Raw genomic sequence first — 21,991 nt, 5'->3', positions numbered from 1 at the left:
CGGCGGCCTCTTTCGTTTGAGATCGTGCCGACAGGACGGCGAGCGCCTTGCCGGTAGAAACGTCAGCCGCCAGCGGCCTTCAGCTCCAGGCGGCGACGATGCAGGACCGGCTCGGTATAGCCGTTCGGCTGTTCGCGGCCCTTCAGCACCAGTTCGACGGCCGCCTGGAAGGCGATGGAGCCGTCGAAATTACCGGCCATCGGACGGTAGAGCGGATCGCCTGCATTCTGCCCGTCGACGACGGCGGCCATGCGCTTCATCGTCTCGAGGATCTGCGCCTCGGTGATGACGCCGTGATGCAGCCAGTTGGCGAGATGCTGGGCGGAGATGCGCAGCGTCGCGCGGTCTTCCATCAGGCCGACATTGTTGATGTCCGGAACCTTGGAGCAGCCGACGCCCTGGTCGATCCAGCGCACGACATAGCCGAGGATGCCCTGCGCATTGTTGTCGAGTTCACGCTGGATTTCCTCCGGCGTCCAGTTCGGACGAATCGCGACCGGAACGGAGAGGATGTCGGAGAGCTTGGCGCGCGGACGCGAGCGCAGCGAGGCCTGAACCTCGGCGACATTGACCTTGTGGTAGTGCGTGGCATGCAGCGTCGCAGCCGTCGGCGAGGGAACCCAGGCGGTGTTGGCGCCGGCCTTCGGATGGGCGATCTTCTGTTCCAGCATGGCGGCCATCAGGTCGGGCATGGCCCACATGCCCTTGCCGATCTGCGCATGGCCGGACAGGCCGCATTCGAGGCCGATATCGACGTTCCAGTTCTCGTAGGCGCCGATCCAGGCCGCCTGCTTCATGTCGCCCTTGCGGATCATCGGACCCGCTTCCATCGAGGTGTGAATTTCGTCGCCGGTGCGGTCGAGGAAGCCGGTATTGATGAAGACGACGCGTTCCCTGGCGGCGCGGATGGCTTCCTTGAGGTTGATCGTCGTGCGGCGCTCCTCGTCCATGATGCCCATCTTCATGGTGTTCGGAGCCATGCCGACGGCGACCTCGACGCGGCCGAAGAGCTTCGAGGCGAAGGCGACTTCTTCCGGGCCGTGCATCTTGGGCTTCACGACATACATGGAGCCGGCACGCGAATTCTGGCGGCGGCCGTTCGGGCCGACGTCGTTGAGCGCGATCAGCGCGGTGACCATGGCGTCCATGATGCCTTCCGGCACTTCGTTGCCGTCGCGGTCGCGGATCGCCGGATTGGTCATGAGGTGGCCGACATTGCGCACCAGCATCAGCGAGCGGGCCGGCAGCGTCAGGGTGGAGCCGTCGGGCGCGGTATAGGCGCGGTCGGGGTTGAGGCGGCGCGTGATGGTCTTGCCGCCCTTGACGACTTCTTCCGAAAGGTCGCCCTTCATCAGGCCGAGCCAGTTTCGATAGACGACGACCTTGTCCTCGGCATCGACGGCGGCGACGGAGTCTTCGCAGTCCATGATCGTGGTCAGCGCCGATTCGATCACGACGTCGGAAATATGCGCCGCATCATCCTTGCCGGTCGGCGTGGCGGCATCGATGCGGATCTCGATATGCAGGCCGTTGTTGCGCAGGAGAACACGCGTCGGCGCCGCGGCCTCACCGGCATAGCCGGCAAACTTCGTCTCGTCGGCAAGACCCGTCTTGCCACCACTCGCCAGCGCTACGACCAGCTTCCCGCCCTCGACGGAAAGGCCCGCCGCGTCGCGCCAGGAGGCGCCGGCCAGCGGCGCGCCATCATCGAGGAAGCCGCGCGCCCAGGCGATGACCTTGGCGCCGCGCACTGGATTGTAGCCCTTGCCCTTTTCCGCACCGTCCGTTTCCGGGATCGCGTCCGTGCCGTAGAGCGCGTCGTAGAGCGAACCCCAGCGCGCATTGGCGGCGTTCAGCGCATAGCGCGCATTCATGACGGGAACGACGAGCTGCGGACCGGCGACGACGGCGATTTCCGGATCGACATTGTCCGTCGTCACGGAGAACGTGTCGCCCTCGGGCAGGAGATAACCGATCTCGCGCAGGAACGCCTCATAGACGGCCATGTCCGAAGGCGCGCCGTTCTTGCGGTACCACGCGTCGATCTTTTCCTGCAGCGCATCGCGCTTGGCGAGCAGCGCGCGGTTTTCCGGCGCAAGGTCATGCACGATCGCCGAGAAATCCGAGAAGTAGCGTTCCGCGTCCACGCCCGTGCCGGGCAGCGCCTCCTTCACGAGAAAATCATAAAGGGCGCTATCGATCGAAAGACCGGCTTTTTCCGTATAGGTCATGTGAAAAGCTCTCCGAAGGACGGGACGATGGGGGAGTATCCCGAATGCTGTCACTTTCAGGAGCTTTCATTGATAGTCAATTCGGCAAGGGCATAAAGAATTTATTCCGCTTGGGATAAAATCATACTTTGTGCGTCGTTCTTCATCTCCCGCGCGGCAAAATAACCCCGGAAATCTCTCCTTCCGTCCCCCGTTTGCAATTGCCGGGGCGCTGCTTACATAGGGAACGACGAAGCCGCCTCGCCGGCGGTGCCCTGCCCGGCCCCCCGGGTCCGAAAGGTCCATCCATGAGTGAACACGATCCTTACGCTTCCATGCACGCCACGACGATCATCACCGTCCGCAAGGACGGCAAGGTGGTGATGGCGGGCGACGGCCAGGTGAGCCTCGGCCAGACCGTGATGAAGGGCAATGCCCGCAAGGTGCGCCGCCTCGCCAAGGGCGACGTGATCGCCGGTTTCGCCGGCGCCACCGCCGACGCCTTCACCCTGCTCGAACGGCTGGAAGCCAAGCTGGAGCAATATCCCGACCAGCTCATGCGCGCCGCTGTCGAGCTTGCCAAGGACTGGCGCACCGACCGCTACCTGCGCCGGCTCGAAGCCATGATGCTCGTCGCCGACAAGTCCGTCACGCTGGCGCTGACCGGCAACGGCGACGTGCTGGAGCCGGAACACGGCACCATGGCGATCGGCTCGGGCGGCAACTATGCCTATGCCGCGGCCCGCGCGCTGATGGACACCAACAAGTCGGCCGAGGAGATCGCGCGCCGCGCCATGCAGATCGCCGGCGACATCTGCGTCTACACCAACCACAATGTCGTGGTGGAAACGCTGGACGCCGATCGCTGAGACCGTCCTGCCCACGCCTTCGAGGGCGGGCACGATATACGAGACTTCACAGACGGGGCGGCCCGGCGCTGACGATGGCCCGGAACCGCTGCCAGAAACGGAAAAGCCCATGTCCAATTTTTCGCCCCGCGAGATCGTTTCCGAACTCGACCGCTTCATCATCGGCCAGCACGACGCCAAGCGGGCCGTCGCCATCGCGCTTCGCAACCGCTGGCGCCGCCACCAGCTGGAGCCGGACCTGCGCGACGAGGTGATGCCGAAGAACATTCTGATGATCGGCCCGACGGGCGTCGGCAAGACGGAAATCTCGCGCCGCCTCGCCAAGCTTGCCGGCGCGCCCTTCGTCAAGGTCGAGGCGACGAAGTTCACCGAGGTCGGCTATGTCGGCCGCGACGTCGAGCAGATCGTGCGCGATCTCGTGGAGGTCGGCATCGGCCTGGTGCGCGAGAAGAAGCGCGCCGAGGTGACCGCCAAGGCCCATGTGAACGCCGAGGAACGTGTGCTCGACGCCCTCGTCGGCGCGACCGCCTCGCCGGCGACGCGCGATAGTTTCCGCAAGAAGCTGCGCAACAACGAGCTGGACGACAAGGAAATCGAGGTCGACGTCGCCGATAGCGGCACGCCGGGCGGCTTCGAGATTCCCGGCATGCCGGGAGCCAATATCGGCGTGCTGAACCTGTCCGAGATGTTCGGCAAGGCGATGGGCGGACGCACCAGGAAGGTGAAGACGACAGTCAAGGACTCGTACAAGATCCTGATCGACGACGAATCCGACAAGCTGCTCGACAACGAGCAGATCCAGCGCGAAGCCATCCGCTCGGCGGAGAACGACGGCATCGTCTTCATCGACGAGATCGACAAGATCGCCGCGCGTGACGGCGGCATGGGCGCGGGCGTTTCCCGCGAGGGCGTGCAGCGCGACCTCCTGCCGCTCGTCGAGGGCACGACTGTCGCCACCAAGTACGGCCCGGTGAAGACCGACCATATCCTCTTCATCGCCTCCGGCGCGTTCCATGTCTCCAAGCCCTCGGACCTGCTGCCGGAGCTTCAGGGCCGCCTGCCGATCCGCGTCGAGCTGCGGGCGCTGACCAAGGAGGACTTCCGCCGCATCCTCACGGAAACGGAGGCAAGCCTCATCCGCCAGTACAAGGCGCTGATGCAGACGGAGGACGTCACGCTCGACTTCACCGAGGACGGCATCGACGCACTGGCGGACGTCGCCGTGCAGCTCAACGCCAGCGTCGAGAATATCGGCGCGCGGCGTCTGCAGACGGTGATGGAGCGGGTGCTCGACGAAATCTCCTTCGAGGCGCCGGACAAGGGGGGCAACAGCCTCCTCATCGACGCCGACTATGTGCGCAAGCATGTCGGCGCGCTGGCGGCCAATACGGACCTGTCGCGCTATATCCTGTGACGTTTCGGCACCGGCAGCCGCGAAAGGGGCCGCCGGTGCCGCATTTTTGAAGACATGGCCCCTCGACAGGAGGGGCGCTCGCGCCTTACGCCTTTGCCGCGCGCCTGGCATCATTCCGACACGATTGTCGTGCATCGGTCGCCGCCATCCGCCGACAGATTCGACCAGACGGGAAATTGAACCGTGCGACAGCTCTTGCCTGTGCTTGCCCTTGCAACCGCCCTTTTCGTCCAGAGCCAGACGACGGCGCTGGCCATCGACGTGGTGCCGCCCGGCAACCGCAACGCCGAGCAGCCGAGCATCCCGGGCGCTTCCACGCGCCGCACCAAGGCCGGCAAGACCTCCTTCGACGCCAAGTACGAGAAGGTGCGCGACCTTATCGCCAATGACGGCCAGCTCACCGGCAAGATCAAGTCGATCGCCGGCAAATACGGCATCGCCCCGATCCATATGGTCGGCGCCATCGTCGGTGAGCACACCTATAATGTCGACGCCTACGACCGCCTCCAGAGCTATTACGTGAAGGCCGCGTCCTACACCGGCAATTTCCGCTTCGCCTATGACGGCGAATCCATCGGCGACTTCGTCGCGCGGCCGGAATTTGCCCAGTGCGCGTCCAAAAAAGGCTCCTACGCGCTGTGGACCTGCCGAGAGAGCGTCTGGAACCGCAGCTTCCGGGGCAAGACGGTCGGCGGCACGTCCTTCCCGAACAACCGCTTCAGCGCGGTATTCTTCCAGCCCTTCTATGCCGGCCAGACCTTCGGCCTCGGCCAGATCAACCCGCTGACGGCGCTGACGCTCACGGACGACGTCGCCCGCATCTCCGGCTACGACAAGCTCGACGAGAACGACGCGGCCGGCGTCTACCAGGCGATCATGGACCCGGATATCTCGCTCGCCTACATGGCCGCCGCGATCCGCCGCTCCATCGACGCCTACAGGAAGATCGCCGGCGTCGACATCTCGAAGAATCCCGGCCTGACGGCGACGCTCTACAATATCGGCAATCCCGACGCCCGCGCGAGCGCCTTTTCCGCGCACCGCGCGGCCGGCGAGACGACCTGGCCGGAAGAGAACTATTACGGCTGGCTGATCAACGACAAACTGGCGGAACTCGAGGGCCTGCTCTAACTTCCGCCCACCTCTCGGCCCATCTTCGATAGAGCCGATGGAAGGAGGCAGACGATGGACATGCGCCCCGAGCCGTTCGAACCGCCAGCACCCGTTCCCCGCACGGTGCCGCCGTCGAAGCTCGAGATCATCCGCACCGTCTTCCGCAACCCGCTGGAACTGTGGGGCACGCCGTCCTATACGCTGCCCTGGATCATGACGAGCTTCTTCGGCGAGAAGACGCTGATCGTCAACGATCCCGGCCTCATCAAATACCTGCTCGTCGACAACGCCGCCAACTACAGGATGGCGACGGTGCGCCAGCTCGTGCTGCGCCCGATCCTGCGCGACGGACTGCTGACGGCGGAAGGCGCGGTCTGGCGGCGCTCGCGCAAGGCTGTCGCGCCGATCTTCACGCCACGCCACGCCAAGGGCTTCGCCACCCAGATGCTGGCGCAGTCGGAGCTTTACGCGCAAAAATACGAGGGCGCGGACGGCGCGGTCTTCGACATCGGCAACGACATGACGGAACTCGCTTTCGCCGTGCTCTCCGACACGCTGTTCTCCGGCGAGATCGTGACCTCCTCGGACAAGTTCGCCGACGACGTGGACGATCTCCTCCATTCCATGGGCCGCATCGACCCGATGGACCTTCTGCGCGCGCCGTCCTGGGTACCGCGCCTCACGCGCATCGGCGGCCTGAAGGTGCTGGGGAAATTCCGCCGCATCGTGCGCGACACGATGGACCTGCGCCTGAAGCGCATGGCGGAGGACGGCGACGGCGCGCCGAGCGATTTCCTGACGCTGCTCCTGCGCGCGGCGGGACCGGAGGGCCTGACCATGGAGGAAGTGGAGGACAATATCCTCACCTTCATCGGCGCGGGCCACGAGACGACGGCCCGGGCGCTCGCCTGGACGCTTTATTGCGTGGCCAACTCCCCCCATGTGCGCGAGGCGATGGAAGCGGAGATCGACCGCGTTCTCGAAAGCGGTGCAGATCCCGTCGACTGGCTGGACCTCATGCCCTGGACGCGTGCCGCCTTCGAGGAGGCCATGCGGCTCTATCCGCCCGCGCCCTCGATCAACCGCGAGGCGATCGCCAACGATCGCTGGACCAGCCCTTCCGGCGAGGCGGTCGATATCCCGAAGGGCGTTACCATCCTCGTCATGCCCTGGACGCTGCATCGCCACGAACTGCTCTGGCAGAAACCGCGCGCCTATATGCCGGAGCGCTTCCTGCCCGAGAACCGCGAGGCGATCCACCGCTTCCAGTATCTTCCCTTCGGCGCGGGGCCGCGCATCTGCATCGGCGCGACCTTCGCCATGCAGGAGGCGATCATCGCGCTCGGCGTGCTGATGCGCCGCTTCCGCTTCGACATGACGGCGGAAACCAGGCCCTGGCCGGTGCAGCGCCTGACGACGCAGCCGGCTAACGGGCTGGCGTTGAGGGTGACGGCTCGTCGGTCCGCTTCTTCGCCTTCTTGATCGTCTTGATCGCGGCGCAGGTCGCTTCCGGGTTCTTGCACGGCTGGTAGACGACGATCTCGCTGCCGCTGCCGTCGTCCCAGACGGCCTGTACGGCGATGGTCTCGGCCTCGCCCGGCTTCAATTCGATATAGAGCCAGTTGCTCGTGTCGTCCGAGGGCAGGTTGAAGGGCAGTTGCGGATCGCATTCCGCCATCGGGAAGGTCTTGTCGAGCGCATCGGAATTGATCGAATAGCGCACCTCCTTCAGCCGGCAATGCATGGTCTGCAACGCCGTGAAATAGATGAGCTGCCGGCCGGCGAATTCACGGAACTGCACCCAGCCCGTCTGCTTGTTGGCATCCAGCATCGCCTTGTAGATCGAGACGTCGGGGATTTGCGCCCGGTACTGCTCCTCGTCGTCCTCCTGCGCGCCCGCCGGCAGGTTGCCGGCAAGAAGGAGAAGGGCTGCCAGAAGCGGCTTTCGGATGGCGCGGTCGGTCAATGGCTGGCTCCTCGTTCTTTCACCCGATGTCGCCGCTGGAATGGTGGCAATCGGCCCGGACATGCAATAACACCATTGCAGGCCCGCTTTGCAAAGAGACGGCGGGACGCATGGAAGAATTCTCGTGGCAGACCATTTGTTACTCGGCATCGATACCGGCGGCACCTATACGGACGCCGTGCTCTATAGCGAAACGGCGGGCGTCGTCGCCCGCGCCAAGGCGCTGACCACCCGCCATGACCTGTCGGTCGGCATTTCCGGCGCGGTCGAGGCGGTGCTGGCCGAGGCGAAGGCCCCGGTCTCCGCCATCGGCCTCGTCTCGCTCTCCACCACGCTCGCCACCAATGCGCTGGTGGAGGGACAGGGCGGCCGCGCCGGCCTCGTCATGATCGGCTTTACCCCGGAAGACCTCAAGCGCGACGGCCTTGCCGACGCGCTCGGCAACGACCCCGTGCTCTTCCTGCCCGGCGGCCACAACGTTCACGGCACCGAGACGGCGCTCGACATGACGGCGCTGGACGAAGCCCTGCCGCTGCTTGCGCAAACCGTCTCCTCCTTCGCCGTCGCCGGCTATTTCGCCGTGCGCAACCCGGCGCACGAGGAGCGGGTGCGCGCGCGCATTCGCGGCGCCTCGCACCTGCCGGTCACCTGCAGCCACGAGCTTTCCTCCAAGCTCGGCGGTCCGCGCCGGGCGCTGACGACGCTGCTCAACGCCCGCCTCGTCTCGATGATCGACCGGCTAATCGGCTCCTGCGAGGACTACCTGAAACGCCGTGGCATCGACGTGCCGATGATGGTGGTGCGTGGCGACGGCGCGCTGATCTCGGCCGCCGAGGCGCGGCTTCGCCCCATCGAGACCATTCTGTCCGGCCCGGCCGCGAGCCTCGTCGGCGCGCGACACCTGACCGGACTCGACAATGCCGTCATCTCCGATATCGGCGGCACGACGACCGACGTCGCGGTGCTCGACGGCGGACGACCGAGGCTCGATGCCGACGGCGCGGTGGTCGGCGGCTTCCGCACCATGGTCGAGGCAGTCGCCATGCGGACTTTCGGCCTCGGCGGCGATTCGGAAGTGCGCGTCGACGACCGCGGCCTCCGGGCGAAGATCGATCTCGGCCCACGCCGCTTCATGCCGCTCAGCCTCGCCTCGGCACTGCATCCTGAAGCCGTCGTTTCCGTGCTGGAGCGCCAGGTCCGCGCGCCCCATGCCGGCCGGCACGACGGGCGCTTCGCGGTACGCACCGGCGTGCCCGAGCGGCTCGCCAGCGGCCTCCTGCCGCAGGAACAGGCGCTCTACGAAAAGATCGGCGACACGCCGCTGCCGCTCGACGGGCTGCTGGCGACGACGCTGCAGAAGGCAACGCTCGACCGGCTCGTCGCGCGCGGCCTCGTCCATATCTGCGGCATCACCCCGTCGGACGCCATGCATGTACTCGGCGGACAGGGCCAATGGGACCCCGCCGCCGCCCGTCTCGGCCTGGAGCTTGCCGCCCGCACCAAGGACGGCACCGGACGGCCGATCGCCGAAAGCCCGGAGGATCTGGCGCACCTCATCGTCGACCGGCTTACCCGTCAGTCGTCGGACGTCATCCTCTCCGCCTGTCTTGCCGATGACGGCGCGGGATCGATCGATCCGACCGTGTCCGCCTCCGTGCACCGCGCGCTGCACCGGGTTCCCGGCATCGTGCAGTTCCGCATCGCGCTCGACCGTCCGCTGGTCGGACTCGGCGCGTCGGCTCCGGTCTATTACCCGGCTATCGCCGAAATGCTCGGCGCCGAATCCGCCATTCCCGCCGATGCCGGCGTCGCCAATGCGGTGGGCGCGGTGGTCGGCCAGGTGCGCACCGCCGTCACCGTCTTCGTGACCATGCCGGAAGAAGGCATCTTCATCGTCGGCGGCGCCGGCGAAAGCGCGCGCTTCATCGACGAGAACGAGGCTTTTGCTCTGGCGAAGGAACGCGCCATGACGGCGGCACTCCATGCGGCCCGCGCGAACGGCGCGGACGAGCCCGTGGTGACGCTCACCGAGGATATCGACGCCCCCGAGGTGGAAGGCCGGCGCAAGCTGATGGAGGCCCGCTTCACCGCCATCGCCAGCGGCCGTCCGCGCATCGCGGAGGCCGCGTAGGGCGCTGGTGCGCATCGCCGAACGCCCGCGAAAGACTGGTCTTTTCATGACAGCCCTGTTAAGGAGCGGCGATAAAATACCGGAGAAACCCATGAGCCGCACCGCCAGCGTTTCGCGCAAGACGAACGAGACCAGCATTTCGGTCACCGTCGATATCGACGGCACCGGCACGTCGAAGATTTCGACGGGCGTCGGTTTCTTCGACCACATGCTCGAGCAGCTCGCGCGACATTCGCTCATCGACATGGAGATCAAGGCCGACGGCGACCTTCACATCGACGACCACCACACGGTCGAGGATACGGGCATCGCCATCGGACAGGCCATCGCCAAGGCGCTCGGCGACCGGCGCGGCATCACACGCTACGCCTCGCTCGACCTTGCCATGGACGAGACGATGACGCGCGCCGCTGTGGACGTCTCGGGCCGACCGTTCCTCGTCTGGAACGTGGATTTCTCCGCCCCGAAGATCGGCACCTTCGATACCGAACTGGTGCGCGAATTCTTCCAGGCGCTCGCCCAGCACGCCGGCATCACGCTGCATATCCAGAACATCTACGGCGCGAACAACCATCATATCTCGGAGACGTGCTTCAAGGCCGTCGCACGCGTGCTGCGCACCGCGACCGAGATCGATCCCCGCCAGGCGGGCCGCGTTCCCTCGACGAAGGGTTCGCTGGCCTGAAGGGCAAAGCTGGAGGCCTGTAGATGGCCACGTTCCTCGTTCTGATACCGCCGGGCGCCCGAAGCGGCGATGAAAAGGCCCGCATCGTCCGCGACCGCTTCTCCTGGCTCGCGCTTTTCCTGCCGGTGATCTGGCTGCTCTGGCATCGGGCGTGGCTCGCCGCCGCCCTCGCCTTCGCGGTGCAAGCGCTCGGCTCGGCCGTCTCGGACCATCCGGTCTTCGGTCTTGCCGGCCTCGGCCTTAGCCTTGCGACCAGCCTTCTCGTTGCCCTCGAGGGCCCTTCCATGGTCGTCGCGGGCCTCGAACGGCGCGGCTGGACGGTCGATGCGGTGATTGTCGCCGACGACCGGAAAACGGCGGAAGACATCTATTACACGGAAACCCCGGCCGGCGAGGCGGAAACGCGGGAGAGCGTTTCCCTTCCGGCCTCCGAAACCTCCCGTCGCCGGCACGCTCCCATGCTCGGCCTCGTCGGTTTCAAAGAAGGACGCTGACATGCGCGTTGCGATCATAGACTACGGCTCGGGCAACCTGCGCTCGGCCACCAAGGCTTTCGAGCGCGCGGCGCGCGAAGCCGGCATTGCCGCCGAAATCGACCTGACGGACAAGGCCGATCGCGTCGCCTCCGCCGACCGCATCGTCCTGCCCGGCGTCGGCGCCTATGCCGATTGCCGCCGCGGCCTCGATGCCGTGCCCGGCATGGTGGACGCGCTGCGCGATGCCGTCGAGACGAAGGCCCGCCCCTTCCTCGGTATCTGCGTCGGCATGCAGCTCATGTCCTCGCGCGGCCTGGAAAAGACCGTGACCGAGGGTCTTGGCTGGATCAAGGGCGACGTCGTGAAGATGACGCCGGACGATCCCGCTCTGAAAATCCCGCAGATCGGCTGGAACACACTCGACCGCAAGCGCCCTCACCCGCTCTTCGACGGCATCCCGGAAACGCTGCACGCCTATTTCGTGCATTCCTACCACCTTGCCGCCGACAACCCGGAGGACGTGGTCGCGACCGTCGACTACGGCGGGCCGATGACCGCCTTCGTCGCCAACGGCAACAAGGCCGGCGCGCAGTTCCACCCGGAAAAGAGCCAGACGCTCGGCCTCGCCCTCATCACCAATTTCCTGCGCTGGAAACCCTGATATGATCCTCTTTCCCGCCATCGACCTGAAAGACGGCCAGTGCGTTCGCCTCAAGCTCGGCGACATGGACCAGGCCACCGTCTACAATCCCGACCCGGCCGCCCAGGCGAAAGCCTTCGAGGACCAGGGTTTTGAATGGCTGCATGTCGTCGACCTCAATGGCGCCTTCGCCGGGGAAAGCGTCAACGGCGCGGCTGTCGACGCCATCCTGAAGGCGACGAAGAACCCGGTGCAGCTCGGCGGCGGCATCCGCACACTCGACCATATCGAAAGCTGGCTGTCGCGTGGCCTCTCGCGCGTCATCCTCGGCACTGTCGCCGTGCGCGATCCCGCGCTCGTCATCGAGGCCTGCAAGAAATTCCCCGGCAAGGTCGCCGTCGGCATCGATGCCAAGGGCGGCAAGGTCGCCGTCGAGGGCTGGGCGGAAGCCTCCGAACTCGGCGTGATCGAGCTTGCGAAGAAGTTCGAAGGCGCGGGCGTTGCCGCGATCATCTATACCGACATCGACCGCGACGGCATCCTGGCGGGCATCAACTGGGCTTCGACGCTGGAACTGGCCGACGCCGTCTCCATTCCCGTCATCGCCTCCGGCGGCCTTGCCTCCATGGACGATATCCGCCGCCTCGTCGCTTCCGACGCCCGCAAGCTCGAAGGCGCGATCTCCGGCCGGGCGCTCTATGACGGGCGTATCGATCCGGCCGAGGCGCTGGCCGTGATCCGCGGCGCGAAAGGACGTGCAGCATGACCCTCAAGGCACGCGTCATCCCCTGCCTCGACGTCAAGGACGGCCGTGTCGTCAAGGGCGTCAGCTTCGTCAACCTCGTCGATGCCGGCGATCCCGTGGAATCGGCCAAGGCCTATGATGCGGCCGGTGCCGACGAACTCTGCTTCCTCGACATCACCGCCTCCTCCGACAACCGCGACACGATCTTCGACGTCGTGGCGCGCACGGCCGACCATTGCTTCATGCCGCTGACCGTCGGCGGCGGCGTGCGCGCGGTCGCCGATATCCGCAAGCTGCTGCTCGCCGGGGCCGACAAGGTGTCGATCAACTCGGCCGCCGTCTCCAATCCCGATTTCGTCGCCGAGGCCGCCGACAAGTTCGGCAACCAGTGCATCGTCGTCTCCATCGATTCCAAGAAAGTATCGGCCGAAGGCGAGGAAGATCGCTGGGAGATCTTCACCCACGGTGGTCGCAACGCGACCGGCATCGACGCCGTCGCCTTCGCGGAAAAGATGGTGGAGCGCGGCGCGGGCGAACTGCTTCTGACCTCCATGGACCGCGACGGGCAGAAGGGCGGCTACGACATCGCGCTGACCCGCACGATTGCCGACCGCGTTTCCGTTCCGGTCATCGCGTCCGGCGGCGTCGGCAATCTCGACCACCTCGTCGAGGGCGTGCGCGACGGCCATGCGACGGCGGTCCTGGCCGCCTCAATCTTCCACTTCGGCACCTATACGGTGGGCGAGGCCAAGCGCTACATGGCCGAGCATGGCATCGCCATGCGGCTCGACTGAGGAGCATCCCATGAGCACCTTCACCCTCGCCGATCTCGAAGCCATCGTCGCGGCCCGCGCAGCGGTCGATCCCTCGGAAAGCTGGACGGCCAAGCTGGTTGCGGCCGGGCAGCAGAAGGCTGCGAAAAAGCTCGGAGAAGAGGCCGTCGAGACCGTTATCGCGGCCATCGAGGGCAAAAAGGCCGATTTGACGAGCGAAACGGCCGATTTGCTCTATCATCTCATGGTCGTATTGAAAATCGGCGGCGTCCCGTTACAAGATGTCATGGGGGAGCTGGAACGGCGCACAGGCCAGTCCGGTCTTGCGGAAAAGGCCAGCCGGAAGAGTTGATGATCCAGGCAGCGCGCGACAAGGACCAGCCGGATATTCCGGACGATTTCGGAAACCGCGATTATTCGCCCTACCGCTTCTTCACGGCAGACGAATGGGCACATTTCCGGGCCGACACGCCGCTGACGCTGACGGGGGACGAGGTCCAGCGCCTGCGCTCGCTCAACGACCCGATCGACCTCGACGAAGTCCGGCGCATCTATCTCTCGCTCTCGCGCCTGCTTTCGGCCCATGTCGAATCTTCGCAGATGCTCTTCGAGCAGAGGAAGCAGTTCCTCACCCTCTCGGACGAGGCCAAGACGCCCTTCGTCATCGGCATTGCCGGCTCCGTTGCGGTCGGCAAGTCGACCACCGCGCGCATCCTGATGGAGCTCCTGTCGCGCTGGCCCTCCAGCCCCAAGGTCGATCTCGTGACGACCGACGGCTTCCTCTACCCGAACGCCGTGCTCCAGCGTGAAAACATGATGGACCGCAAGGGCTTTCCCGAGAGCTACGATACCGGTGCGCTGCTGCGCTTCCTCTCGGCCATCAAGGCCGGCAAGAAGGACGTCAAGGCGCCGATGTATTCGCACCTGACCTATGACGTTCTGCCGAATGCATCGCGTACGATCGACCGGCCCGATATCCTCATCTTCGAGGGCATCAACGTGCTCCAGTCGCGCAATCTGCCGGCGGACGGCAAGATCGTGCCGATGGTCTCGGATTTCTTCGATTTCTCGATCTATATCGATGCTGAAGAGAAGCTGATCCACGCCTGGTACGTGGAACGCTTCATGCGCCTGCGCGAAACGGCCTTCAAAAACCCGGATTCCTACTTCCACCGCTATGCGACGATCAGCGAGACGGCCGCGCTCGCCATCGCGGAAAGCCTCTGGCACAATATCAACCTGAAGAACCTGCACCAGAACATCCTGCCGACGCGCCCGCGCGCCGACCTGATCCTGCAGAAGGGCAAGAACCACCTCATCGAGACGGTGGCGCTGCGCAAGCTGTAGCCGGCTTAGGGGTTCACACGCCGAAGCGTCAGGTTGATGCGCCCGGCATTCTTCAGCAGCGTCGACGTGCCTGGATAGATCCGGTCGACCCCGTGGAAGACCAATCGGCTTTCGCCTCCGAAGACGAAGACATCGCCGCTCGACAGCCGGAACGACCGCGTCGGATCGTTCCGTGAAACCCCGCCGACACGAAACAGGCATTGATCGCCCAGCGAGACGGAAACGACAGGCGCGCCGAACTCGTTCTCGTCGCGGTCCTGATGCAGGCCCATCTTCGCATCGGGATCGTAGAAATTGACGAGGCAGGCTTCCGGCGGCTTGCCGAAGCCGGAGACCTCGTCCCAGAGCGCCAGCAGCACCGCGGGGATCGCCGGCCAGGGACGGCCGGTCTCCGGGTGGGTGGGCTGGTAGCGGTAGCCGTTTTCCTTGTCCGTAACCCAGCCGAGCGAGCCGCAATTGGTCATGCGGACCGACATGGGCTTTCCGGTCTTCGGCATACGAGGCACGAAGAGCGGCGCATCGGCCACGACCTGCCGGATGGAAGCGACGAGCGCCTCCTGCGCGGCACGGTCGAAACGGTCGGGGAAATAGCGCAGCCCCGGAGCGAGGCCGCGCTCGGAGGCGGCCATTACGCCTCCGCGACGTCTGGGATACGCAGCACCTGGCCGGGATAGATCTTGTCCGGATGGGAGAGCATCGGGCGGTTGGCGTCGAAGATGATCGTGTGCTTGGCGCCCTTGCCCTTACCGTAGTGGGTTTCGGCGATCTTCCAGAGATTGTCGCCCTTCTTGACGGTGTAAAGCACGGGTTCGCCGGCCGGCGCGGAGGCCTTGAGGAGATCGGCCATGTCGGCCTGGGTGATCTTGAGGTCGGAGCCCGGCGCGATGACCTTGAGGTCGGCAGCTTCCACCTTGGAGATGCCGAGCGTGTTGCCCACGGCAACGACCGCCTTTTCAAAGGCCGTCTGGTCGGCCACGACGCCCTTCAGCACGCATTTGTCGCCTTCAACGGAGACCTCGACATTCTTCGTGCCGAGATCGAAGGAATCCAGCTCCTTCTTGACCGCCTCGGCCTCCGGCGCTTCGTCGTCGCCGATGCCGAGCTTCTTGCCGGCGTTCTTGATGAAACTGAAGAGACCCATGCCCACCTCCCTGCTTTTCCCGGACTTACGCCGGTTTCACTTCAATCATACCCATAAACGGCCAAGTTGTGGCAATCATTCTCCACCCGGCTTGGCGCGCATGCGTTTCACATCCGACCGGCCCGCCTTGGCCTTGAGCCGGCGTTCGACCGAGCCTTTCGTCGGCTTCGTCTTGCGGCGCGGCGGCGGCGGTGGCTCGGCAGCCTTGAGGATCAGTTCCTTCAGCCGCTCGCGCGCATCCTCGCGGTTGCGCTCCTGGCTGCGGAAACGGTTCGCCTCGATCAGCAGCACGCCGTCCTTGGAGACCTTGCGGCCGGCGATCTTCTCGGCATTCGCCTTGATGCGCTCGTTGAGCGAGGGCGAGTTGCGCAGGTCGAAGAAGAGCTGGACCGCCGTCGAGACCTTGTTGACGTTCTGCCCGCCCGGCCCGCCGGCCAGCACGAATTGCTCGGTCAGTTCCCAACCGGCAATCGTGATCGAAGCGTTGATGTAAAGCGGGTCGCTGGCCATGGCATTTCCTTTCCCGCCCGTTTTAGCGGCGAGGAAGGCAAACGGGAAGCCGGCTCCGGAGACGAAAAACCCGGCCTGATAGACCGGGTTTCACGTGAATCATTACCGAAACCTTACTCGGCGGCAACCTTGAGGCCCGGAGCCGCGTCACGGACGCTGCCGTCGACCTGATCCTCGAACTTCTCGAAGTTCGTGATGAACATGTCGACGAGCTTGCCGGCCTGCTTGTCGTAAGCGGCGCCGTTCGCCCAGGTCGAGCGCGGGTCGAGGATCTTGGTGTCGACATCCGGCACCGAGACAGGAACCTGGAAGCCGAAATTGTCGTCGCGGCGGAAGAGCGCATCCTTCAGCGAGCCGTCGAGGGCGGCGGCGAGCAGGGTGCGGGTCGCCTTGATCGGCATGCGACGGCCTTCGCCGTAAGCGCCGCCCGTCCAGCCGGTGTTGACCAGCCAGCAGTCGACGCCGTGCTCGGCGATAAGTTCCTTCAGGAGGTTGCCGTAGACCGTCGGGTGACGCGGCATGAAGGGAGCGCCGAAGCAGGTCGAGAAGGTGGCTTCCGGCTCGGTCACGCCACGCTCCGTGCCGGCGACCTTGGCGGTGTAGCCGGAGAGGAAGTGGTACATGGCCTGGTCGGGCGTCAGCTTGGCGATCGGCGGCATGACGCCGAAGGCATCGGCCGTCAGCATGATGATCGTCTTCGGATGCGGCGCGCGGCCGGTCTCGCTGGCATTCGGAATGAAGTGCAGCGGATAGGCGCAGCGGGTGTTTTCCGTCAGCGAGCCGTCGTTGAAATCCGGAACGCCCTCAGCATCGAGCACGACGTTTTCGAGGACGGTGCCGAAACGCTGGGTCGTGGCGTAGATTTCCGGCTCGGCTTCGGCCGAAAGACGGATCGTCTTGGCGTAGCAGCCGCCTTCGAAGTTGAAGATGCCGTTTTCGCCCCAGCCGTGCTCGTCATCGCCGATCAGCGTGCGGTTCGGGTCGGCGGAAAGCGTCGTCTTGCCGGTGCCGGACAGGCCGAAGAACACGGCAGCGTCGCCAGCCGGGCCTACGTTGGCCGAGCAATGCATCGGCATGACCTTTTCCGACGGCAGCAGCCAGTTGAGCACGGTGAAGACCGACTTCTTCATCTCGCCTGCATAGTAGGTGCCGGCGATGAGAACGATGCCGCGCGTCAGGTCGCAGGCGATCATGGTCTCGGTGCGCGCGCCGTGACGGGCCGGGTCGGCCTTGAAGGTCGGCAGGTCGATGATCGTCAGCTTCGGCGCGAAACCGGCCAGATCCTTCTCTTCCGGGCGGATGAGCAGGTTGCGGATGAACAGCGAATGCCAGGCAAGCTCGGTGATCACGCGGGTCGGCAGGGCATATTCCGCATCGGCGCCACCGACGAGGTCCTGTACGAAGAGATCGCGGCCGCCGGCATGGGCGAGCATATCGGCATGCAGCGCATCGAAATGCTCGCGCGACACGGCCTTGTTGTTATCCCACCAGATGGCGTTCTCGGTGTTTTCGTCGCGCACGACGAACTTGTCCTTCGGCGAACGGCCGGTGTGCTGGCCGGTCAGCGCACGAAGCGCGCCATGGGCCGTCTTGACCGCCTCGCCGCGACCGAGGGCCTCTTCATAGAGAGCCTCCGCTGCAAAGTTGTACCGGACCGTGCCGCTGGTGTTGATGCCCATCTCGGTAAGCCCCAGAGCGGGGTTGCGAACGCCAAGTTCCTGCATGGTCCAGATTTCCTCCGTGGACGAAGAGCCAGGTGAATTTTCGGGGAACCTAATCTGCGGCTGTCACAAAAACAAGAGGGAATTGGAAATTAGGCAATAATATCAATCTATTAATCGATTTAAATAATCACATTACTTTTTTAATCGTTTGAATAATCGATTTAAAAGCGCATCGAAAATCACCCCCGAAACGTCACCCTTTATCTTTGCCACAATTTGTTCCACCTTTATCCTCAGACAGGCGCTCATTCATCCAGGACAGGAACACGAATCCGAAGTCGGGAAAGGCGCTCATGAACATGGAGACGAGCAGGATGCAGACGATCGCACTGGTGGACGACGACCGGAATATCCTCACATCCGTGTCGATCGCGCTCGAGGCGGAAGGCTACAAGGTCGAGACCTATACGGACGGCGCCTCCGCGCTCGACGGCCTTCTCGCCCGCCCGCCGCAGCTTGCGATCTTCGACATCAAGATGCCCCGCATGGACGGCATGGAGCTGCTGCGGCGCCTGCGCCAGAAATCGGACATCCCCGTCATCTTCCTTACCTCCAAGGACGAGGAGATCGACGAGCTGTTCGGCCTCAAGATGGGCGCGGACGACTTCATCACCAAGCCTTTCTCGCAGCGCCTGCTGGTCGAGCGCGTCAAGGCGATCCTGCGCCGCGCCTCCAGCCGCGAGGCGGCGGCTTCCGGGGCCAGTGGCGCCGCGGGCGCGGCCAAGGCCGGGGAAGTGGCCGCGCGCTCGCTGGAGCGCGGCCAGCTCGTCATGGACCAGGAGCGCCACACCTGCACCTGGAAGGGCGAGCCGGTGACGCTGACCGTCACGGAATTCCTCATCCTCCATTCGCTCGCCCAGCGCCCCGGCGTGGTCAAGAGCCGCGATTCGCTGATGGATGCGGCCTATGACGAGCAGGTCTATGTCGACGACCGCACCATCGACAGCCACATCAAGCGGCTTCGCAAGAAGTTCAAGATGGTCGACACCGACTTCGACATGATCGAAACGCTCTATGGTGTCGGCTACCGCTTCCGCGAAAGCGCCTGAGCGATTTCGCTTGATCGACTGCCGCGGCAATGCCATGCCGCGGCAGGCGCTTCGCGCCGCAAAAGATTGGCGCGGCTCCCGCCGGAACCGCGTGAGAGGATGAACACGCTTGTCGCAGACCGTGCCTGAAAAGGATGGAGAGGACGCCGAAGGCCGGCCCGCGCCGCGCGCCGGACGCCGCTGGACCCATCCCTTCACGCTGGCCCGCCGCATCTTCGGCAATGCCGTCTTCTCCAGCCTGACGCGCCGCATCCTCTTCTTCAACCTCGTCGCGCTGGTCGTGCTCGTCGCGGGTATCCTCTATCTCAACCAGTTCCGCGAGGGCCTGATCGACGCCCGCGTCGAAAGCCTCCTGACGCAGGGCGAGATCATCGCCGGTGCAATCTCCGCCTCCGCCTCGGTCGACACCAACTCGATCACCATCGACCCCGAAAAGCTGCTGGAGCTGCAGGCCGGCCAAAGCATCACGCCGCTGCCGGGCGACGACGACCTCGAATTCCCCATCAATCCCGAGCGTGTCGCCCCTGTCCTCAGACGGCTGATCTCGCCGACGCGTACCCGCGCCCGCATCTACGACACCGACGCAAACCTGCTGCTCGATTCGCGCCACCTCTACACACAGGGCCAGGTGCTGCGCTTCGACCTGCCGCCGGTAGAATCCGAAAGCCCCGGTCTCCTCGACCAGCTCAATGTCTGGTTCAACCGCATCCTCCAGCCAAGCAACCTGCCGCAATACAAGGAAGCGCCGGGCGGCGACGGCTCGATCTACCCGGAAGTGATGAACGCGCTGACCGGCGTGCGCGGCGCCGTCGTGCGCGTCAACGACAAGGGCGAGCTGATCGTCTCGGTCGCCGTGCCCGTACAGCGTTTCCGCGCGGTGCTCGGCGTGCTGCTGCTGTCCACGCAGGCGGGCGACATCGACAAGATCGTTCACGCCGAGCGCCTTGCCATCATGCGTGTCGCCGGCGTCGCGGGCCTCGTCAACATCGCCCTGTCGCTGCTTCTGTCCAGCACCATCGCCAATCCGCTGCGCCGACTTTCGGCGGCGGCGATTCGCGTCCGGCGCGGGGCGAAGGAGCGCGAGGAGATTCCCGACTTCTCCGCGCGTCAGGACGAGATCGGCAACCTTTCCATCGCGCTGCGCCAGATGACGACGGCGCTCTACGACCGGATCGACGCGATCGAGAGTTTCGCGGCCGATGTCAGCCACGAACTGAAGAACCCCCTGACCTCGCTGCGCAGCGCCGTCGAAACCCTGCCGCTTGCGCGCACGGACGATTCCAAGAAGCGCCTGCTCGATATCATCCAGCATGACGTGCGCCGCCTCGACCGCCTGATCAGCGACATTTCCGACGCCTCGCGGCTCGATGCCGAGCTGGCTCGCAGCGATGCCCGCAAGGTGGACCTCGAAAAGCTGCTTGGCGACCTCATCGACATCTCCCGTCAGGTCAATACGCGCAAGAAGCCCGTCACGCTCGATTTCGTGGTCGACCGCAAGGACAATCCGAAGACGAAATTCGAGGTCTCGGGCTACGAGCTGCGCATCGGCCAGATCGTCACCAACCTGATCGAGAACGCGCGCTCCTTCGTGCCGGATCCCGGCGGGCGCATCGTCGTGCGCCTGTCGCGCGGGCGGAACGACCGCTGCCTCATCCAGGTCGAGGACAACGGCCCCGGCATCCAGGCGGAAGATATCGACCGCATCTTCGAGCGCTTCTACACGGACCGCCCGGCAAGCGAGGACTTCGGCCAGAATTCCGGTCTCGGCCTCTCCATCTCCCGCCAGATCGCCGAGGCGCATGGCGGCACGCTGAAGGCCGATAACATCCTCGACAAGGCGACCGGCGAAAAGCTCGGCGCGCGCTTCACTCTCGCCCTCCCCGCCGGCACGCATAAATGACCGGCCCCGCCAACGTGCATGGAACGGCCATCGTGCTCGGCTCGACCGGGCTTCTCTTCGTTGGCCCTTCCGGCGCAGGCAAAAGCTCCGTCGCCCTTCATTGTATCCATGAGGCCAGGACGCGTGGGCTTTTCGCCGCACTTGTCAGCGACGATCAGGTTCTCGTTTGCGAAGAAGACGGCCGGCTCGTCGCGAGGGCGCCGGAAAGTATTGCCGGCCTTGCAGAGGTGCGCGGCGCCGGGATCGTCAAGGTGGAGACGGTCGAGAAGGCCGTGCTGAACCAGGCCATCCGCCCTGTCGCACCGCCCTTTGCCGAGCGGCTGCCGCCGGAGGGCGAAATCTTCGAGGTCTTGCCCGGGCATATCCTGCCGCTGACGCGGCTGCCGCTCCTTGCCGGCTGCACGGCTTTCTCGATCCTGGCCACGATCCACCCGGAAATCCTGCGGGATTGAGCGCAAAAGCCTCGGCATTCCGCTTAAACGGGCATTTAGGGCTTGCACTTGGGCTTTTCATTGACATGATGGCGACCCCAGCGGTGGACGGAATTGTTGCATTGCAGTAATGAGCCGTCCGTTTGAATTGGGAAACTGGAGCGACTGCTGATGATCGGACTGGTGCTTGTCACCCATGGCAAGCTGGCGGAGGAATTCCGGCATGCCCTCGAACATGTCGTCGGTCCGCAAAAGGCCATAGAGACCGTCTGCATCGGTCCCGAGGACGACATGGACCAGCGCCGCCAGGACATCCTGGACGCGGTCAACAAGGCCGACCAGGGCCATGGCGTCATCATCCTCACCGACATGTTCGGCGGCACCCCGTCGAACCTCGCCATCTCCGTGATGACCGGCAACGGCATCGAGGTGATCGCCGGCGTCAACCTGCCCATGCTGATCAAGCTGGCGGGCGTGCGCGGCGAGAACAACATGGAGAAGGCGCTGGTCGATGCCTCCGAGGCCGGTCGCAAATATATCAACGTGGCAAGCCGCGTCCTCAGCGGCAAATAAGGTTTCCCGCCGCCCATGACCGTCTCGAAAGAGCTTCTCATCATCAACAAGCGGGGCCTGCATGCCCGCGCCTCGGCGAAATTCGTGCAGACCGTCGACGGCTATGACGCGGAGGTGACCGTCTCCAAGGACGGCATGACGGTCGGCGGCACCTCGATCATGGGCCTGATGATGCTGGCCGCCAGCCCCGGCTGCAGCGTCTTCGTCACCGCCACCGGCACGCAGGCGCGTGAGGTGCTCGACGCGCTCGATGCGCTGATCGCCGACCGGTTCGGCGAGGAGATGTAAGCCTTC

23 protein-coding genes are annotated in these 21,991 nt (G+C 64.9%); 17 read left to right on the top strand and 6 right to left on the bottom strand.

From position 1 onward, the window contains the following. Positions 1 to 62: 62 nt before the first annotated feature. Entirely contained in the window at positions 63 to 2,231 is a 2,169-nt protein-coding gene (locus MOE34_RS19880) for a malate synthase G (protein ID WP_242219159.1), read from the bottom strand. Positions 2,232 to 2,518: 287 nt separating this feature from the next. On the opposite strand from MOE34_RS19880, the gene hslV reads away from it, so the two are divergent. The 4 genes from hslV (at position 2,519) to MOE34_RS19860 (ending at position 7,088) form a co-directional block, all read left to right on the top strand. Continuing rightward, a complete protein-coding gene (gene hslV, locus MOE34_RS19875) occupies positions 2,519 to 3,079 on the top strand; it encodes an ATP-dependent protease subunit HslV (protein ID WP_242219157.1) in 561 nt (186 codons plus the stop codon). A 109-nt stretch (positions 3,080 to 3,188) separates the two neighbouring features. Continuing rightward, on the top strand, positions 3,189 to 4,493 hold the full coding sequence (gene hslU / locus MOE34_RS19870; protein ID WP_242219156.1) for an ATP-dependent protease ATPase subunit HslU: 1,305 nt from the start codon (positions 3,189 to 3,191) through the stop codon (positions 4,491 to 4,493). Between the two features lie 183 nt (positions 4,494 to 4,676). Further along, a complete protein-coding gene (locus MOE34_RS19865) occupies positions 4,677 to 5,624 on the top strand; it encodes a DUF1402 family protein (RefSeq protein WP_242219155.1) in 948 nt (315 codons plus the stop codon). A 54-nt stretch (positions 5,625 to 5,678) separates the two neighbouring features. After that, a complete protein-coding gene (locus tag MOE34_RS19860; protein WP_242219154.1) occupies positions 5,679 to 7,088 on the top strand; it encodes a cytochrome P450 in 1,410 nt (469 codons plus the stop codon). Here MOE34_RS19860 and MOE34_RS19855 read toward each other — a convergent pair. Further along, positions 7,033 to 7,572 (bottom strand): hypothetical protein, encoded by a 540-nt coding sequence (locus MOE34_RS19855; protein ID WP_242219153.1) that lies wholly within the window; start codon positions 7,570 to 7,572, stop codon positions 7,033 to 7,035. The two genes, MOE34_RS19860 and MOE34_RS19855, sit on opposite strands and share 56 nt — an antisense overlap. Before the next feature lie 124 nt (positions 7,573 to 7,696). On the opposite strand from MOE34_RS19855, the gene MOE34_RS19850 reads away from it, so the two are divergent. From MOE34_RS19850 to coaA, 8 genes are all read left to right on the top strand, one after another. Further along, the gene (locus tag MOE34_RS19850; RefSeq protein WP_242219151.1) at positions 7,697 to 9,703 is read left to right on the top strand and encodes a hydantoinase/oxoprolinase family protein; all 2,007 of its coding nucleotides are present in this window, start codon (positions 7,697 to 7,699) and stop codon (positions 9,701 to 9,703) included. 91 nt (positions 9,704 to 9,794) lie between these two features. Then, on the top strand, positions 9,795 to 10,388 hold the full coding sequence (gene hisB / locus MOE34_RS19845; RefSeq protein WP_242219150.1) for an imidazoleglycerol-phosphate dehydratase HisB: 594 nt from the start codon (positions 9,795 to 9,797) through the stop codon (positions 10,386 to 10,388). 23 nt (positions 10,389 to 10,411) lie between these two features. Then, positions 10,412 to 10,882 carry a DUF2628 domain-containing protein gene (locus MOE34_RS19840; protein ID WP_242219149.1) on the top strand — a complete coding sequence of 157 codons (471 nt, stop codon included), beginning with the start codon at positions 10,412 to 10,414 and terminating at the stop codon, positions 10,880 to 10,882. 1 nt (position 10,883) lies between these two features. Further along, on the top strand, positions 10,884 to 11,525 hold the full coding sequence (gene hisH, locus MOE34_RS19835) for an imidazole glycerol phosphate synthase subunit HisH (protein WP_242219147.1): 642 nt from the start codon (positions 10,884 to 10,886) through the stop codon (positions 11,523 to 11,525). Between the two features lies 1 nt (position 11,526). After that, positions 11,527 to 12,270: a 1-(5-phosphoribosyl)-5-[(5-phosphoribosylamino)methylideneamino]imidazole-4-carboxamide isomerase gene (hisA, locus tag MOE34_RS19830; RefSeq protein ID WP_242219145.1), complete on the top strand. Its 744-nt coding sequence runs from the start codon at positions 11,527 to 11,529 to the stop codon at positions 12,268 to 12,270. After that, positions 12,267 to 13,043 (top strand): imidazole glycerol phosphate synthase subunit HisF, encoded by a 777-nt coding sequence (gene hisF / locus MOE34_RS19825; protein WP_242219143.1) that lies wholly within the window; start codon positions 12,267 to 12,269, stop codon positions 13,041 to 13,043. Before hisA ends, hisF begins: the two co-directional genes overlap by 4 nt. Before the next feature lie 10 nt (positions 13,044 to 13,053). Next, positions 13,054 to 13,374, top strand: coding sequence for a phosphoribosyl-ATP diphosphatase (locus MOE34_RS19820; protein ID WP_242219142.1), 321 nt, complete (start codon positions 13,054 to 13,056; stop codon positions 13,372 to 13,374). Further along, entirely contained in the window at positions 13,374 to 14,369 is a 996-nt protein-coding gene (gene coaA / locus MOE34_RS19815) for a type I pantothenate kinase (protein WP_242219141.1), read from the top strand. Before MOE34_RS19820 ends, coaA begins: the two co-directional genes overlap by 1 nt. A gap of 5 nt (positions 14,370 to 14,374) precedes the next feature. On the opposite strand, the gene MOE34_RS19810 is transcribed toward coaA, so the two are convergent. The 4 genes from MOE34_RS19810 to MOE34_RS19795 form a co-directional block, all read right to left on the bottom strand. Next, positions 14,375 to 14,998 carry an alpha-ketoglutarate-dependent dioxygenase AlkB family protein gene (locus tag MOE34_RS19810; protein WP_242219139.1) on the bottom strand — a complete coding sequence of 208 codons (624 nt, stop codon included), beginning with the start codon at positions 14,996 to 14,998 and terminating at the stop codon, positions 14,375 to 14,377. Further along, positions 14,998 to 15,510 (bottom strand): peptidoglycan-binding protein LysM, encoded by a 513-nt coding sequence (gene lysM, locus MOE34_RS19805; protein WP_160786126.1) that lies wholly within the window; start codon positions 15,508 to 15,510, stop codon positions 14,998 to 15,000. The genes MOE34_RS19810 and lysM overlap by 1 nt, the downstream gene beginning before the upstream one ends. A gap of 75 nt (positions 15,511 to 15,585) precedes the next feature. Beyond that, complete coding sequence (gene arfB / locus MOE34_RS19800; RefSeq protein WP_242219137.1) at positions 15,586 to 16,020, bottom strand: alternative ribosome rescue aminoacyl-tRNA hydrolase ArfB; 435 nt, start codon at positions 16,018 to 16,020, stop codon at positions 15,586 to 15,588. Between the two features lie 113 nt (positions 16,021 to 16,133). Further along, on the bottom strand, positions 16,134 to 17,744 hold the full coding sequence (locus tag MOE34_RS19795; RefSeq protein ID WP_242219135.1) for a phosphoenolpyruvate carboxykinase: 1,611 nt from the start codon (positions 17,742 to 17,744) through the stop codon (positions 16,134 to 16,136). Positions 17,745 to 18,058: 314 nt separating this feature from the next. Here MOE34_RS19795 and MOE34_RS19790 point away from each other — a divergent pair, with 314 nt between their 5' ends. The 5 genes from MOE34_RS19790 to MOE34_RS19770 all read left to right on the top strand — a co-directional run bounded on the left by MOE34_RS19790 (position 18,059) and on the right by MOE34_RS19770 (position 21,985). Further along, entirely contained in the window at positions 18,059 to 18,793 is a 735-nt protein-coding gene (locus MOE34_RS19790; protein ID WP_160786129.1) for a response regulator transcription factor, read from the top strand. 121 nt (positions 18,794 to 18,914) lie between these two features. Further along, a complete protein-coding gene (locus tag MOE34_RS19785) occupies positions 18,915 to 20,693 on the top strand; it encodes a sensor histidine kinase (protein ID WP_242224152.1) in 1,779 nt (592 codons plus the stop codon). Continuing rightward, positions 20,690 to 21,145: an HPr kinase/phosphorylase gene (locus tag MOE34_RS19780; protein WP_242219133.1), complete on the top strand. Its 456-nt coding sequence runs from the start codon at positions 20,690 to 20,692 to the stop codon at positions 21,143 to 21,145. The genes MOE34_RS19785 and MOE34_RS19780 overlap by 4 nt, the downstream gene beginning before the upstream one ends. A 150-nt stretch (positions 21,146 to 21,295) precedes the next feature. Continuing rightward, the gene (locus MOE34_RS19775; RefSeq protein ID WP_242219132.1) at positions 21,296 to 21,697 is read left to right on the top strand and encodes a PTS sugar transporter subunit IIA; all 402 of its coding nucleotides are present in this window, start codon (positions 21,296 to 21,298) and stop codon (positions 21,695 to 21,697) included. A 15-nt stretch (positions 21,698 to 21,712) separates the two neighbouring features. Continuing rightward, positions 21,713 to 21,985, top strand: a complete 273-nt coding sequence (locus MOE34_RS19770; RefSeq protein ID WP_242219130.1) for an HPr family phosphocarrier protein — start codon at positions 21,713 to 21,715, stop codon at positions 21,983 to 21,985. The last annotated feature ends 6 nt before the right edge of the window (positions 21,986 to 21,991 follow it).

The organism is Shinella zoogloeoides, from assembly GCF_022682305.1.
Taxonomy (GTDB): domain Bacteria; phylum Pseudomonadota; class Alphaproteobacteria; order Rhizobiales; family Rhizobiaceae; genus Shinella; species Shinella zoogloeoides_B.
Note: the sequence above shows the minus strand (reverse complement) of the source record. Positions and strands in the feature narration are given on the sequence as shown.

Bases quoted from the DNA above. Each gene is read 5' to 3' on its own strand.
- MOE34_RS19880 (WP_242219159.1), bottom strand. From the start codon at position 2,231: ATGACCTATACGGAAAAAGCCGGTCTTTCGATCGATAGCGCCCTTTAT.
- hslV (WP_242219157.1), top strand. From the start codon at position 2,519: ATGAGTGAACACGATCCTTACGCTTCCATGCACGCCACGACGATCATC.
- hslU (WP_242219156.1), top strand. From the start codon at position 3,189: ATGTCCAATTTTTCGCCCCGCGAGATCGTTTCCGAACTCGACCGCTTC.
- MOE34_RS19860 (WP_242219154.1), top strand. From the start codon at position 5,679: ATGGACATGCGCCCCGAGCCGTTCGAACCGCCAGCACCCGTTCCCCGC.
- hisB (WP_242219150.1), top strand. From the start codon at position 9,795: ATGAGCCGCACCGCCAGCGTTTCGCGCAAGACGAACGAGACCAGCATT.
- MOE34_RS19840 (WP_242219149.1), top strand. From the start codon at position 10,412: ATGGCCACGTTCCTCGTTCTGATACCGCCGGGCGCCCGAAGCGGCGAT.
- hisH (WP_242219147.1), top strand. From the start codon at position 10,884: ATGCGCGTTGCGATCATAGACTACGGCTCGGGCAACCTGCGCTCGGCC.
- hisA (WP_242219145.1), top strand. From the start codon at position 11,527: ATGATCCTCTTTCCCGCCATCGACCTGAAAGACGGCCAGTGCGTTCGC.
- hisF (WP_242219143.1), top strand. From the start codon at position 12,267: ATGACCCTCAAGGCACGCGTCATCCCCTGCCTCGACGTCAAGGACGGC.
- MOE34_RS19820 (WP_242219142.1), top strand. From the start codon at position 13,054: ATGAGCACCTTCACCCTCGCCGATCTCGAAGCCATCGTCGCGGCCCGC.
- coaA (WP_242219141.1), top strand. From the start codon at position 13,374: ATGATCCAGGCAGCGCGCGACAAGGACCAGCCGGATATTCCGGACGAT.
- MOE34_RS19810 (WP_242219139.1), bottom strand. From the start codon at position 14,998: ATGGCCGCCTCCGAGCGCGGCCTCGCTCCGGGGCTGCGCTATTTCCCC.
- lysM (WP_160786126.1), bottom strand. From the start codon at position 15,510: ATGGGTCTCTTCAGTTTCATCAAGAACGCCGGCAAGAAGCTCGGCATC.
- arfB (WP_242219137.1), bottom strand. From the start codon at position 16,020: ATGGCCAGCGACCCGCTTTACATCAACGCTTCGATCACGATTGCCGGT.
- MOE34_RS19795 (WP_242219135.1), bottom strand. From the start codon at position 17,744: ATGCAGGAACTTGGCGTTCGCAACCCCGCTCTGGGGCTTACCGAGATG.
- MOE34_RS19790 (WP_160786129.1), top strand. From the start codon at position 18,059: ATGCAGACGATCGCACTGGTGGACGACGACCGGAATATCCTCACATCC.
- MOE34_RS19780 (WP_242219133.1), top strand. From the start codon at position 20,690: ATGACCGGCCCCGCCAACGTGCATGGAACGGCCATCGTGCTCGGCTCG.
- MOE34_RS19775 (WP_242219132.1), top strand. From the start codon at position 21,296: ATGATCGGACTGGTGCTTGTCACCCATGGCAAGCTGGCGGAGGAATTC.
- MOE34_RS19770 (WP_242219130.1), top strand. From the start codon at position 21,713: ATGACCGTCTCGAAAGAGCTTCTCATCATCAACAAGCGGGGCCTGCAT.